The following is a 13,495-nucleotide window of genomic DNA, read 5'->3' on the forward strand; positions in this document are numbered from 1 at the left end:
ATCGATATGGCCACCCATACCACTTATCGCACGTGTCCGCGCTCGGGACTGCAGTTCGAGGACCAGGCCGAAAAACTCATCAAGATCAACGCCGTCACGGCCATCGTGGCGCTGCTCGTCGGGGGCCTGCTGGCCATCGGCGTGGTGCTTACCCGCTGGCCCGCCGTGCACTGGCTGCCCGCCGACACCTTCTACATGGTGCTCACCGCGCACGGCCTCGACATGCTGATCTACTGGATGCTCTTTTTCGAGATCGCGGTGCTGTATTTCGCCGCATCGACCCTGTTGCGCTGCCGCATCGCCACCCCGCGGCTCGCATGGCTCGCCTATGCGCTCATGCTCGCGGGCGCCGTGATCAACAACATCGCCGTGTTCCGGGGCGATTCCAGCGTGATGATGACGTCCTATGTGCCCATGATGGCCCATTGGTCGTTCTATCTCGGCCTGATCGTGTTCGCCGTCGGCGCGCTGATTGCCTGCGGCGTGTTCTTCGGCACGATGGTCGTCGCCAAGCGGGAAAAGACCTACGAAGGCTCGGTGCCCCTGGTGACGTTCGGCGCGATGACGGCCGCGATCATCGCCGTCTTCACCCTGCTGTCCGGCGCCATCATCCTGATCCCCACCTTCTTCATGTCCGTCGGCGTGCTGAAGAACGTCGACCCGCTGGTGTACCGGGTGATCTGGTGGGCGCTGGGCCATTCGTCCCAGCAGATCAACGTGGCGGCCCACATCTCGATCTGGTATGCCGTGGCGGCGATCGCCTTCGGTGCCAAGCCCATGTCCGAGCGCGTCAGCCGCGGCGCCTTCCTGCTGTACATCCTGTTCCTGCAGCTTGCCAGCGCTCACCACATCCTGGCCGATCCGGGCGTCAGCACCGAATGGAAAATCGTCAACACCAGCTATTTCATGTATTTCGCCGTGCTGGCCTCGATGATCCATGCCCTGTCGATTCCCGGCGCCATGGAAGTCGCGCAGCGCGCCCGGGGCTACAACAAGGGCCTGTTCGAATGGCTGCGCAAGGCGCCCTGGGGCAACCCGGTGTTCTCCAGCGTGTTCATCTCGCTGGTCGGCTTCGGGTTCCTGGGTGGTATTTCCGGCGTGATGATGGGCACCGAGCAGCTCAACCTGCTGATCCACAACACCATCTACGTGCCCGGTCATTTCCACGCGACCGTCGTCGTCGGGTCGACGCTGACCTTCATGGGCCTGACCTATTTCCTGATCCCGGTGCTGTTCAGGCGCGAAATCGTTTCGCCCGGCCTGGCGCGGATCCAGCCCTACCTCTTCGGCTTCGCGATGTATTTCTTCTGCCTGGTGATGATGGGCGCCGGCACCCTGGGCGTGTCCCGCCGCCACTGGGACATGGCCTTCAGCGGCCACGCGCTGGCCTATGAATGGCCGGGTTCGGCCTACCTGATGATGGGGCTGGTGGGCATCGGCGGGGTCGTCGCCATCATCGGCGGCGCGCTCTTCGTCTATCTCGTGATCGGCTCCCTGCTGTTCGGCAAGCGGCTCGATGCCGGCCAGGTCAGCCCGCATTTCACCCCGGTGCCGCGCGCCGCGCCGACCGCGGCGGCCCAGACGTACGGGTCGGCCGGGTTCGTCGCGCCTGGCACCTTCGTGCTGGCCATGGTCTTCCTCCTGGCCTTCGTTCTGTACTACTTCATCAACTGGAAGTATCTCAGCCAGTTGTGGGGCCTGAGCTAAGGAGCCCCGGCACCGGAGAGCAGGGGTGGCATCCGTCTCGTCGATTCTCTCCCGCCTGCGGCGCGGGGCGGTCCTGGGCGGTCTAGGGCTGGCATTGATGATGCCGGTCCCGGGCCGCGCCGATGCGGCCGTGAAGGCCACCACAGCACCAGGGCTGGACCTTGCCCGGGCCCTGCAGGCCAGCCAGGCGGCGGTCGGGCGGCGGGTCGGCGATCATGTCCTGCTCGATCGCCAGGGCCGCCCGGTGGCCCTTTCCTCGTTCCGGGGCAAGCCCCTGCTGGTCAGCTTCATCTACACCGGCTGTTTCCAGATCTGCCCCGCCACCACCCGGGCATTGCAGGAAGCCGTGGAAGCCCTGCAGAAGAGCGTGGGCGTGAACCAGTTCAATGTCGTCAGCATCGGCTTCAACCAGCCCGCGGATTCGCCGCAGGCGCTCAAGGCCTTTGCCGCGCAGTACGGGATCACGGCGCCCAACTGGGAATTCCTCAGCCCGCCGGCGGCCATCGTGCCCGCCCTGACGGCGGACTTCGGTTTCGACTTCGTCGCCACGCCCGCGGGATTCGATCACGTGCTCCAGGTGTCCGTGCTCGATGCCGGCGGGCGCATCGTGCGCCAGATCTACGGCGAGGATGTCGCGGCGGGCGAACTGGGCGAACCCCTGAAGATGCTGCTTGCCGGGCGGTCCATGAGCCGGGCCGATTTCACGCTCGACCACCTGGTGGACCGCATCCGCATCCTGTGCACGGTGGTCGATCCCGAAACCGGCGCCTATCGGGTCGATTACACCTTGCCGATCCAGATCGCCGGGGGCGCCACCTTTTTCATCCTGATGATGGCCTTCTTCGCCCACGAATGGCGGTCGCACAGGAAAGCCGCGGGTTCCCGCCCCAAGGAGACAGGATGAGGCGTGTGTTCGGCTGGATGGGCCAGGCCCTGCTGTACGGGTGTTTCGCGGCGGCGATCGGCGTGTTCTCGCGCTGGCCGGCCTACCACCCCCTGCCTGCCGGCATGGCGCAGATCAAGGTCAGCTTCATGCACCACGGGGCGCGGCTGGCCGATTGCCGGCCCCATACCGCCGAGGAACTGGCCCGGCTGGCGCCCAACATGCGCGGGGCCATGAAATGCGAGCGTGAGCGCTCCCCGGTGCACATCGAGGTGGACCTGGACGGCCAGACGGTGCTCAGCCACGCCGCCGCGCCTTCGGGCCTGTCGCGCGACGGCGCCTCCACCCTGTACCGGCGCCTGGATGTGCCGGCGGGCGAGCACCGGATCGCCGTGCGCTTCAACGACAGCCAGTCGGTGCAGGGATACACGCACCAGCGCGAAGCCGTGGTTTCCCTTGCGCCGGCCCAGGTGCTGGTGATCGATTTCAATGCTGACCGAGGAGGCATCGTCCTGCAATGAGCATGAGCGCGAATCCCTGTCATGTGCCGGGCCTGCAAAGCGGCCCCGCCGCGCCGCCGCCGGCGCGCCTGGGCGCAGACTATCAGCTCGGCGCCGTCGGAGAATCGCGCCTTGCGCTGGGGCGCGGCTGGCTCGGTCTGGGGCTGGCTGCCCTGATCGGCTCGGGCGTGTTCTCGGTGCTGCTGGTGGCTTCGCGTACCCCGGTCGTGAACCAGTGGCTGCCGGCCGCCGATTTCTTCCGGATTGCCCTGGTGCTGCACGTGGATCTGTCGGTGCTGGTCTGGTTCGTCGCCATGGCCGGACTGCTCTGGAGCCTGTACGGCACTGCGCGCGCGCAATGGATGGCCTGGCCGGGGCTGTGGATCACCGCGGCGGGCACGCTGGTCATGGCGCTGGCGCCGTTCCTGGATCCGGGCGAGCCGATCATGGCGAACTATATCCCCGTGCTGGAGTCGCCGCTGTTCCTGTCGGGCCTGGCGGTGTTCGGCCTGGGTGCCGCGCTGCTGGTGCTGCGCAGCCTGCTGGCGGCGCCCAGGCTGGGCGTGCGCTACGACGGGCGCGGCGCGCTGGCTTTCGGCCTGAGCGCGGCCGCCGTCGCCGCGGCTGTCGGCTTGCTCGGTTTCGCCTGGTCCTGGGTCGTGCTGCCCACCGCGCTGCATGGCAAGGCCTACTACGAAGTCCTGTTCTGGGGCGGCGGCCATGCCCTGCAGTTCACCTGGACCCTGCTGATGCTGGTGGCCTGGCTGTGGCTGGCCAGCGCCTGCGGCGCGCGTTCCGCGCTGACGCCGCGCGTGACGGTGATGATGTTCTCCCTGGCGCTGGCGGGGGTTTTCGTCACGCCCTATGCCTATCTCGCCCACCACGTGGCGTCCGTCGAGCACCGCGACGTGCTCACCTGGGCCATGCGCCTGGGCGGCGGCCCCGCCATCCTGCCGATCGGCCTTTCGGTGGTCTACGGCGTGGCCGCGGCCCGGCTGGGTTCCCCCGAGCAGCGGCCGCTGCGCGCGGCGCTGCTGGCCTCCGTGCTGGTGTTCGCGGCGGGCGGCGCGATCGGCATTTTCATCGACGGCAGCAACGTGCGCATTCCGGCCCATTACCACGGCTGCATCGTCGGCGTGACCCTGGCGCTCATGGGCGTGGTCTACCGCGTCCTGCCCGCGCTGGGCTACCGGGCGCCGAGCGGCCGCATGGCCACCTGGCAGCCGTGGCTCTACGGCGTGGGGCAGCTCATCCACATCGCCGGGCTGGTCTGGTCCGGCGGCTATGGGGTGCAGCGCAAGGTGGCCGGCGCCGAGCAGGTGCTGCGCAGTACCGGAGAAGTGGTCGGCATGGGGATGATGGGCCTGGGCGGGCTTATCGCCATCGTCGGGGGGCTATTGTTCGTGGTGGTGGCGGTCCGCGCCATTTTCCAGCCGGCGGCAGGCCCGCGGGAAATCCAATGATCAAGCGCATCCAGGCCGTGCTGCAGTGGCTCTTCCTGTCCGTCGAAGGCCTGTTCAACACCGCGTTCGGCGACCGCGTCAATCCCTTCTATCACCTGGGGGCCATCACCTTCTTCCTGTTCTGGCTGGTGGGTGGCAGCGGCCTGTACCTGTATGTGTTCTTCGACACCGGCATCCCCGACGCATATGACTCGGTGTACGCGCTGAGCACGAAGCAGTGGTGGCTGGGCGGCATCCTGCGCAGCGTGCACCGCTACGCCTCGGATGCGATGGTGCTGACCATGGCGCTGCACATGCTGCGCTATTTCGCCTTCGACCGATTCCGCGGGTTCCGCTGGTTTTCGTGGCTGACGGGGGTGATGCTGATCTGGATGGTCTATGCCACGGGCATCAACGGCTACATGCTGCCCTGGGACCAGCTGGCGCAGTACGCGACCGTGACGGCCTTCGAATGGCTTGATTGGCTGCCGATCTTCGATGGCGCGCTGATGCGCAATTTCCTCTATGCCGAGCACGTCGGCAACCGTTTCTTCACCCTGTTGTCCTTCATGCACGTGGGGCTTCCGCTGGTGGTGCTGATGGTCATGTCGATCCATGCCCAGCGGGTGCCCAAGGCGCGCACGATGCCGCCGCGGCCCATTGCCGGCGGGTTGTCCGCGACCTTGCTGGCGCTTGCGATCGTCGCCCCCGTGCACAGCCAGGGCGGCGTCAGCGACCTGGCCCGGGCCGTGACCAGTGTGGAGCTCGACTGGTTCTACATGGCGGTCTTTCCATTGATGACGCAATGGCCGATGGGCTGGGTGTGGGCCCTGGTGGTGGGCGGGTCGGTGTTGCTCGCGCTGATGCCCTGGTTCCCGCCGCGGTTCCGTCGCGGCGAGCGGCGTCCGGCGCAGCTCGTGGTGCATGGCGAGGGCGGCGCGAGCGTGCAGTTCCAGGCGCGCCAGGGCGAGACCATCCTCGACGCGGGCCTGCGCGAGGGGCTGGGCCTGTCCTACGAGTGCCGCAATGGCGCTTGCGGCCTGTGCATCTGCACCGTGCGGCAGGGCGCCTACGATCACCGGCCCTGCAGTCCGGGCGCGCTGGCCGAAGACCAGAAGGCCGGGGGCATGGCGCTGATGTGCTGTGCCGTGCCGCGTGGCGACATGGAGGTCGAAGTCCGGGGCTTCACGGGCGGTGGTGCGCTCGCCGTACGGGAATACACCGCTTCGGTGGTGCGTCTCGAGCCGCTGTCTGCCGACGTGATGCTGCTCGTCCTGCGGCCGTCCGATGGCGCGGTCCTGGATTTCAAGGCGGGCCAGTACATCAATATCCTGCTCGAGGATGGCCAGCGGCGCGCCTTCTCGTTCGCGAATCCGCCGCGCGGCGACGCACTGATCGAACTGCACGTCCGACTCGTTCCCGGGGGCCGCTTCACGACCCGCGTGTTCCGGGACATGAAGGTCGGCGACGCCGTGCGCTTCGAGGGCCCGCTGGGCCGGTTCACGCTGCGCGACAGCCCGTTGCCCATTCTCTTCGTGGCGGGCGCCACCGGCTTCGCGCCGGTCAAGAGCATCCTGGAAGACGCCTTTGCGCGCGGCGTGTCGCGCCCCATGCGACTGTACTGGGGCGTGCGCCGGCGCGAAGACCTGTACATGCTCGAACTGTGCGAACGGTGGCAGCGCGAACACGCCAGCTTCAACATCGTGCCCGTGCTGTCGGATCCCGCCGGGGATGACGGCTGGACGGGGCGCACCGGCCTGGTGCACGAAGCCATCCTGGCCGACTTCGCGGATCTGCACGGCTACGAGGTCTATCTGTGCGGCTCGGTGCGCATGGTCGAGGCGGCGGCGCCGGCGTTCATCGGCCGGGGTCTCGACGAACAGGCCTGCTTCTCCGACGCCTTCCTGCCGGCGGCGCGGCTTCCCGCGAATCCGGGGCCCTGAGCCTGGCCGGCGCGCACGCTATAATTTCCACTTTCCCGAGGGGCGCTGCACCGGTGCGCCGACGAGATCCGCTGGATCCCGCGCGCGCCGCCAGGCTCGGGATCCCTTTTCAAACGGCGCCCATCGCCGTCCTGCGCGGACGGGGTGGGCGCAGCCGTTCCGCCCCTCGCCGGCGCAGGCTCTACAGGACCACCATGAGCACTGCACACGACTACGTCATCGCCGACATCGCCCTGGCCGACTGGGGCCGCCGCGAAATCGCCATCGCCGAAACCGAAATGCCCGGCCTGATGGCTACGCGGGAAGAATTCGCCGCCGCGCAGCCCCTGAAGGGCGCGCGCATCGCCGGCAGCCTGCACATGACCATCCAGACGGCGGTGCTGATCGAGACGCTGAAGGCGCTGGGCGCGGAAGTCCGCTGGGCCTCGTGCAACATCTTCTCCACCCAGGACCACGCCGCCGCCGCCATCGCCGCCGGCGGCACGCCGGTGTTCGCCGTCAAGGGCGAGTCCCTGGAAGACTATTGGCAATACACGCATCGCATCTTCGATTGGCCGGGCGAGCAGGCCAACATGATCCTGGATGACGGCGGCGACGCCACGCTGCTGCTGCACCTGGGCGCGCGGGCAGAAACCGACGCCTCGGCCATCGCCAATCCCGGCAACGAAGAAGAGCGCGTGCTGTTCGCCGCCATCAAGGCGCAGCTGGCCCGCGATCCGAAATGGTATTCCACGCGGCTGGCGCAGATCCGGGGCGTGACCGAGGAAACCACCACCGGCGTGCATCGCCTCTACCAGATGTCGCAGCGCGGCGAACTGAAGATTCCCGCCATCAACGTCAACGACTCGGTCACCAAGTCCAAGTTCGACAACCTGTACGGCTGCCGCGAATCCCTGGTGGACGGCATCAAGCGCGCCACCGACGTGATGGTGGCGGGCAAGATCGCCATCGTCTGCGGCTTCGGCGACGTGGGCAAGGGCTGCGCCCAGGCACTGGCCGCACTGCGTGCCCAGGTGTGGGTGACGGAAGTCGATCCCATCTGCGCGCTGCAGGCCTCGATGGAAGGCTACCGGGTCGTGGACCTGAACGATCCGGACGTGGTCGAGCAGGCCGACATCTTCGTCACGGCCACCGGCAACTACCACGTCATCGACCGCGACCACCTGTACCGCATGAAGGACCAGGCCATCGTCTGCAACATCGGCCACTTCGATAGCGAGATCAACGTCGCCTCGGTCGAAGACCTGCCCTGGGAAGAAATCAAGCCGCAGGTGGACCACATCATCTTCCCGGACGGCAAGCGCGTGATCCTGCTCGCCAAGGGCCGCCTGGTGAACCTGGGCTGCGCCACCGGCCACCCGTCCTTCGTGATGTCGGCTTCGTTCACCAACCAGACCATCGCCCAGATCGAACTGTTCACGCGCGGCGACCAGTACCAGACCGGACAGGTCTACGTACTGCCCAAGCACCTGGACGAGAAAGTTGCCCGCCTGCACCTGAAGAAGCTGGGCGTGCGCCTGACGCAGCTGACGCAGAAGCAGGCCGACTACATCGGTGTGCCGGTCGCCGGCCCGTTCAAGCCGGACCACTATCGCTATTGATCGCAGTTCGCCCCGCCTCCGGCGCGCCGGGGGCGGGGCGCCCCCGATTCCTATCCTTCCGGGAGTTCCATCATGCTGCTGCTCGTCTGGATCCTGAATGCCGTGGCCCTGCTGGTCGTGGCCTACATCCTGCCCGGCATCACCGTGGCTTCGTTCGGCTCGGCCCTGATCGCCGCGCTGGTGCTGGGCCTGCTCAATGCCGTGGTCAAGCCGCTGCTGATCCTGCTGACCCTGCCGCTGACCATCGTCACCCTGGGCCTGTTCCTGCTGGTGCTGAACGCCCTGGTGTTCTGGTTCGCCGGCTCCATCCTGAAAGGCTTCCAGGTGGACGGTTTCTGGTGGGCGGTGATCGGCGCGATCGTCTACAGCATCGTGTCCACGGCCCTGGCAGGGCTGCTGGCATCATGAGCGGACCGGGTCAGGGGGGGCGCATGCACGATTCCATCAGCCTGGAATTCTTCCCGCCGCGCGACATCGCCGCCCAGGAGCGCCTGGTGCGTTCCGCCAAGCGGCTGGCGGCCCTGCGGCCGGCCTACGTCAGCGTGACTTTCGGCGCGGGCGGATCCACCCGCACGGGCACGGCCGACACGGTGCAGATGCTGCAGAACCTGGGCGTCGACGTGGCGCCGCACCTGTCGTGCATCGGCGCCACGCGTGCCGATCTGCGCGTCATCCTGGACGACTACCGGGCGCGCGGCATCCGCCGCCTGGTCGCCTTGCGCGGCGATCTGCCCTCGGGCATGGGGGGCGACACGGGCGAACTGCATCACGCCGTCGATCTGGTCCGCTTCGTGCGCGAGCATTACGGCGATCACTTCCACATCGAGGTTGCCGCCTACCCCGAGATGCATCCCCAGGCCGAGAGCGCGGAATCCGATCTGCGGCATTTCGTGGACAAGGTCCGGGCCGGGGCCAGCGGCGCCATCACCCAGTATTTCTTCAACCCCGATGCCTATTTCGATTTCGTCGATCGGGTGCGCGCGCAGGGGCTGGACGTCCCCATCACGCCGGGCATCATGCCGGTGACCAATTACACCCAGCTGGCGCGTTTCTCGTCGATGTGCGGGGCGGAAATCCCGCGCTGGATGCGGTTGCGCCTGCAGGATTTCGGCGACGACAAGGCATCCATCCGCGCCTTCGGCATCGACGTGGTGACGCGGCTGACGGCGCGGCTCCTGGAGCAGGGCGCGCCGGGGGCGCATTTCTATACCCTGAACAATGCCGATGCGGTAGCGCAGATCTGCGCCAACCTGGGGCTCGACGCCTGAGTTCGGCCTTTCGTGCGGGCGCGGGCCTGGAGATGACCCGCGTGCGGCCCGCCCGCGCGCCGGACCCTACAGTTCGGGGGCCGGCACGGCCCAGCCCTTGTCGGTCAGGACCGCGTCCAGCCGGACATCGTGCGCGGCGGGCGCGTAGGGCTGGCCGCTCAGGTCGCCGCTGGCCCAGGCGATGCCGATCGTCGTGAATGCGTGGCCGGACGCCTTCAGTGCGGCCAGGGTCCGGTCGTAGTAGCCGCCCCCGTAGCCCAGGCGATCGCCCTGGCGGGTGTAGCCCAGCGTGGGCACCAGCACCACGTCGGGCGCCGGGGCGTCGGGGCCTTCGGGTTCCAGGATGCCGTAGGCCCCCGGTTTCATGGGGGTATCCGGGGTCCAGGCGCGGAATTGCAGCGGTGCGCCGGGCGTGACGACCACAGGCAGCGATACGGTCAGGGTTTCGTCTTCCGCCCATTGGCACAGCAGGGCCTGCAGGGCAGGCTCTTCGGCCATGGACCAGAATGCCGCGATGTGGCGGACATCGGGGCGGCCCGATTCGCGCAGGCGGGTCCGGCTGGTGGCAAGCCAGGTGTACAGGCGGCCGCGGATCAGCAGTGCGCCCCGGTCGCGGTCCTGGGAAGGAATTTCGGCGCGGAGCCGCTTGAGTCGCGTCCGCAGGGCGGCTGCGTTATCCTGTGCATTCTGATTCATGTGGTGACTGGTTCGCGGGGTTGTCGGCGATGGGGCGAAGTTTCATAGGATATCCGGGATTCGCGGGGGATGCAGGGCCGGCCTCGTCCCGGCCGCGTCTGGGTGCTCTGGCCTGGGGCCTGGCGGCGCTGCTGGGGCTGGCGGGCTGCGCAGGCGCCCAGGCGCCTACCGCTGCCGAGCAGCAGGCGGGCGAAGCGCCAAGCGTCGCGCTGGCCGCGCCGGAAACTGCTGCACCCGCTGCCCCCGCGGCGCCCACGGCCCCGACTCCCGAAACGCCCGCGCCGGTGGTGGTGCCGCCCGCGGCACGCCAGGCCGTCCTGGACGCCTACGAGGCCGTCCAGAAACGGCGCTGGGCCGACGTCGACCGGCTGGCGCCGCAGGCTGCCGCCGATCCGGTGCTGGGCCTGTACCCGCGCTACTGGGCCTTGCTCAACCGGCTGCAGGACCGCGCCCGCCCCGTTCCCGACACCGAGGTGCGCCAGTTCCTGGCCGATGCGGCCGGCACCTATCTCGATGAACGCATCCGCGCCGAATGGATTCTTGCGTCGACGCGGGCCGGCGACTATGCCCAGGCCCTGCGGGTTCCGGCAGTGGACGATCCTTCGGCGTCGGTGCGCTGCGCCCTGCTGCTGGCGCGCCACCAGAGCGGCAAGCGGGCCCGGTCGTCCGAGGTCCTGGATGCGTTCCGACCCACCGCCGATTGCTGGGACATGCTGGACCAGGTCGCGTCGGACCACGTCCTCAGCCGCAAGGAACTGAACGGCCTGCTGCGCGACATCCTGGAAACGGGCAAGCAGAACCATGCGGACCGGATGGCCGGCGTGGTGTTCGACGACGCCGCCATGGTGCAGTATGCCGCCCTGATGAAGAATCCCCGGAAGTGGCTGGAATCCCGCGGCCAGCCGCGCGCGGCCGTCGATTTCGAGCTGGCCGCCATCGCCCTGTCGCGCCTGGCGCGCAGCGACGACCGGCCCGAGGCCGCCCGCTACATCCAGGAACACTGGGCAGGCTGGATGCCGAAGGCCGACCTGCAATGGGTCTGGGGGCAGTTCGGCCTGGTGGCCGCGTTGAACGTCGACCCCGAAGCCGCGCGCTGGTATCGCCAGTCCGGCTTCGTGCCGATGACCGACTACAACCATGCCTGGGAAGTCCGGGCCGAATTGCGCGCCGCCCCGATCGACTGGAACCGGGTGGCCACGGCCATCCGCAAGATGACCGCGCGGCAGGCCGACGAACCCGTCTGGCGCTACTGGTATGGCCGCGCCCTGGCGGCCCAGGGCAATGCCGAAGCCGCGCGCCAGTACTACGAATCCATCGCCAGCGAGCAAGGCTTCTACGGCCTGCTCGCCACCGAGGAACTGGGCCGCGCGCCTTCCCTGCCGCCCCAGCCCGGTCCCCTGGATCCCGGCTGGATCGCCCAGGCGCGGGCCAACCCCGGCTTGCGGCGTGCCGTGGCGCTGTTCGAGCTGGGCTGGCGCAAGGAAGCCGTGCCCGAATGGAATTTCGCCCTGCGAGGCATGAACGATGCCCAGTTGCGGGGCGCGGCCGAGTTCGCCCGCGAGCAGCACATCTACGACCGGGTGGTGAACACATCCCTGCTGACGCGCAGCGTGGCCGACTTCAGCCAGCGCTTCATCGCGCCCTTCGAAGGCCAGGTGGCCGCCAAGGCGCGCCAGATCGACCTGGACCCCGCCTGGGTCTACGGGCTGATCCGCCAGGAATCGCGCTTCATCACCGACGCCCGTTCGCACGTCGGTGCCTCGGGCCTGATGCAGCTGATGCCGGCCACCGCGCGGCACGTGGCCCGCAAGATCGGCCTGAAGGACTTCAAGCTCAGCCAGGTCAATGATTTCGACACCAACACGATCCTGGGCACCAACTACCTGAACATGGTCCTGCAGGATCTGAACGGCTCCGAACTGCTGGCCACGGCGGGTTACAACGCCGGGCCGGGCCGGCCCAAGCGCTGGCGTTCCCAGCTCCTGACGCCGGTCGAAGGCGCGATCTTCGCCGAGACCATTCCTTTCACCGAGACGCGGCTGTACGTGAAGAACGTCCTGTCCAATGCGGTGTACTACTCGATGCTGTTCTCGGGTCGTCCCGATTCGCTGAAGGCGCGCCTGGGCACCGTCAATCCCATGTCCGGGACACGGACGGCCCTGCCGTGACCGCGCTCTTCGCTGCGCAGGATGACCCGGCCGTCGCCGGGCTGGATGTCTACATCGTCGGCGGCGCGGTGCGCGACGGCCTCCTGGGCCTGCAGGCGGGCGACCGCGACTGGGTGGTCGTGGGCGCCAGCCCCGAAATCATGGCGGCGCGCGGCTTCACGCCGGTGGGCGGGGACTTTCCCGTGTTCCTGCATCCGCGCACGCGCGAGGAATACGCGCTGGCGCGCACGGAACGCAAGTCCGGCCGGGGCTACCGGGGCTTCGTGTTCCATGCGGGGCCCGACGTCACCCTGGAAGACGACCTGCGCCGCCGCGATCTCACGGTCAATGCCATTGCGCTGGCGTCCGATGGCACGCTGGTCGATCCCCTGGGCGGGGTGGCCGACGTGCGCGCCCGCGTGTTGCGCCACACGGGGCCGGCCTTCGTCGAAGACCCCGTGCGCCTGCTGCGCCTGGCGCGCTTCGCCGCCCGCTTCCATGATTTCTCCATTGCCCCGGAAACCCTGGAGCTTTGCCGTGCGCTGGTGCGCGACGGCGAGGTCGATGCCCTGGTGCCCGAACGCATCTGGCAGGAATTCGCCAAGGGGCTGATGACAGACCATCCGGGCCGCATGCTGGACGTCCTGGACGAAAGCGGTGCCCTGGAACGGGTCGCCCCGGGCCTGGTGTGGCGGGCCGACGTGGCCGCCGGCCTGGCGCAGGGCGCGACCCGGGGCCTGGACCTGGCAGGGCGGTATGCGCTGCTTTGCAGGTGTTCGGCTCCCAGCCTGCAGGACCGGTTGCGGGCGCCTTCCGCCTGCCGCGACCTGGCCAGGTTGCTGCCGGGCGTGCTCGAACGCCTGCCGCATGCCGCGGAATCCGATGGCCCTGCCGCCTGGCTCGCGCTGCTGGAATCCTGCGATGCGCTGCGCCGCCCCGAGCGCTTCGAGGCGTTGCTGGCGGCGGCCGGCTGCGTGCTGGAAGGCGTCGATCCCGCGGTGTGGATGCAGCGGCAGGCGGCGGTGCGCGCGGTGGATGCCGGCGCCATCGCCCGGGCGGCGGGCGGAGACGCTGCGCGTATCCGCGATGCCCTGTGCGTGGCACGGCTGCAGGCCCTGGAAAGGCTGCGGACCGGAGCCTGAGCACCTGGGGCCATAAAGCCCGGGGGCAAGGGTGCGGCGTGCGTGCGGCAGCGGCCGGGCGTTGCGGCAACACTGCCAAGACCTTGCGATGATCGCGGGTTTACTCGGATTCGGATGCGGCCCGGTTCGTGCAAGAATGCCATCGCCTCGCGCCGACCTCCGGCCT

The 13,495-nt window shown here is 68.6% G+C and carries 11 protein-coding genes and 1 riboswitch; of the genes, 10 read left to right on the forward strand and 1 reads right to left on the reverse strand.

The features are described 5' to 3' along the window. Positions 1 to 6 precede the first annotated feature (6 nt). From ABD022_RS10925 to metF, 8 genes are all read left to right on the forward strand, one after another. A complete protein-coding gene (locus tag ABD022_RS10925) occupies positions 7 to 1,707 on the forward strand; it encodes a cbb3-type cytochrome c oxidase subunit I (protein ID WP_325124458.1) in 1,701 nt (566 codons plus the stop codon). A gap of 25 nt (positions 1,708 to 1,732) precedes the next feature. Beyond that, positions 1,733 to 2,611 (forward strand): SCO family protein, encoded by an 879-nt coding sequence (locus ABD022_RS10930; RefSeq protein ID WP_325124457.1) that lies wholly within the window; start codon positions 1,733 to 1,735, stop codon positions 2,609 to 2,611. Continuing rightward, positions 2,608 to 3,111: a hypothetical protein gene (locus ABD022_RS10935; protein ID WP_343821327.1), complete on the forward strand. Its 504-nt coding sequence runs from the start codon at positions 2,608 to 2,610 to the stop codon at positions 3,109 to 3,111. Before ABD022_RS10930 ends, ABD022_RS10935 begins: the two co-directional genes overlap by 4 nt. Before the next feature lie 2 nt (positions 3,112 to 3,113). Further along, the gene (locus tag ABD022_RS10940) at positions 3,114 to 4,553 is read left to right on the forward strand and encodes a cbb3-type cytochrome c oxidase subunit I (protein WP_343821329.1); all 1,440 of its coding nucleotides are present in this window, start codon (positions 3,114 to 3,116) and stop codon (positions 4,551 to 4,553) included. Further along, on the forward strand, positions 4,550 to 6,475 hold the full coding sequence (locus ABD022_RS10945) for a cytochrome b N-terminal domain-containing protein (protein WP_343821330.1): 1,926 nt from the start codon (positions 4,550 to 4,552) through the stop codon (positions 6,473 to 6,475). Before ABD022_RS10940 ends, ABD022_RS10945 begins: the two co-directional genes overlap by 4 nt. Positions 6,476 to 6,506: 31 nt before the next feature. Then, positions 6,507 to 6,604, forward strand: a riboswitch (S-adenosyl-L-homocysteine riboswitch). 65 nt (positions 6,605 to 6,669) lie between these two features. Next, the gene (ahcY, locus tag ABD022_RS10950; protein ID WP_325124453.1) at positions 6,670 to 8,076 is read left to right on the forward strand and encodes an adenosylhomocysteinase; all 1,407 of its coding nucleotides are present in this window, start codon (positions 6,670 to 6,672) and stop codon (positions 8,074 to 8,076) included. Between the two features lie 69 nt (positions 8,077 to 8,145). Continuing rightward, entirely contained in the window at positions 8,146 to 8,484 is a 339-nt protein-coding gene (locus ABD022_RS10955; protein ID WP_043679699.1) for a phage holin family protein, read from the forward strand. Between the two features lie 23 nt (positions 8,485 to 8,507). Continuing rightward, positions 8,508 to 9,344, forward strand: a complete 837-nt coding sequence (metF, locus tag ABD022_RS10960) for a methylenetetrahydrofolate reductase [NAD(P)H] (protein ID WP_325124452.1) — start codon at positions 8,508 to 8,510, stop codon at positions 9,342 to 9,344. Positions 9,345 to 9,410: 66 nt separating this feature from the next. On the opposite strand, the gene ABD022_RS10965 is transcribed toward metF, so the two are convergent. Further along, positions 9,411 to 10,040, reverse strand: a complete 630-nt coding sequence (locus ABD022_RS10965; RefSeq protein WP_343821331.1) for a 5-formyltetrahydrofolate cyclo-ligase — start codon at positions 10,038 to 10,040, stop codon at positions 9,411 to 9,413. A 29-nt stretch (positions 10,041 to 10,069) separates the two neighbouring features. Between ABD022_RS10965 and ABD022_RS10970 the strand changes: the two genes are divergently transcribed. Together ABD022_RS10970 and ABD022_RS10975 are read left to right on the forward strand one after the other, a co-directional pair. Continuing rightward, positions 10,070 to 12,208: a lytic transglycosylase domain-containing protein gene (locus tag ABD022_RS10970; protein WP_343821332.1), complete on the forward strand. Its 2,139-nt coding sequence runs from the start codon at positions 10,070 to 10,072 to the stop codon at positions 12,206 to 12,208. Beyond that, complete coding sequence (locus ABD022_RS10975; protein ID WP_343821334.1) at positions 12,205 to 13,329, forward strand: tRNA nucleotidyltransferase/poly(A) polymerase-related protein; 1,125 nt, start codon at positions 12,205 to 12,207, stop codon at positions 13,327 to 13,329. The genes ABD022_RS10970 and ABD022_RS10975 overlap by 4 nt, the downstream gene beginning before the upstream one ends. Positions 13,330 to 13,495 lie beyond the last annotated feature (166 nt).

The sequence above is a fragment of the Castellaniella daejeonensis genome, assembly GCF_039523555.1.
Taxonomy (GTDB): Bacteria; Pseudomonadota; Gammaproteobacteria; order Burkholderiales; family Burkholderiaceae_B; genus Castellaniella; species Castellaniella daejeonensis.

Excerpts from the sequence above, each read along its gene's own strand:
- ABD022_RS10925 (WP_325124458.1), top strand. The coding sequence starts at position 7 with ATGGCCACCCATACCACTTATCGCACGTGTCCGCGCTCGGGACTGCAG.
- ABD022_RS10935 (WP_343821327.1), top strand. The coding sequence starts at position 2,608 with ATGAGGCGTGTGTTCGGCTGGATGGGCCAGGCCCTGCTGTACGGGTGT.
- ABD022_RS10940 (WP_343821329.1), top strand. The coding sequence starts at position 3,114 with ATGAGCGCGAATCCCTGTCATGTGCCGGGCCTGCAAAGCGGCCCCGCC.
- ABD022_RS10945 (WP_343821330.1), top strand. The coding sequence starts at position 4,550 with ATGATCAAGCGCATCCAGGCCGTGCTGCAGTGGCTCTTCCTGTCCGTC.
- ahcY (WP_325124453.1), top strand. The coding sequence starts at position 6,670 with ATGAGCACTGCACACGACTACGTCATCGCCGACATCGCCCTGGCCGAC.
- metF (WP_325124452.1), top strand. The coding sequence starts at position 8,508 with ATGCACGATTCCATCAGCCTGGAATTCTTCCCGCCGCGCGACATCGCC.
- ABD022_RS10965 (WP_343821331.1), bottom strand. The coding sequence starts at position 10,040 with ATGAATCAGAATGCACAGGATAACGCAGCCGCCCTGCGGACGCGACTC.
- ABD022_RS10970 (WP_343821332.1), top strand. The coding sequence starts at position 10,070 with ATGGGGCGAAGTTTCATAGGATATCCGGGATTCGCGGGGGATGCAGGG.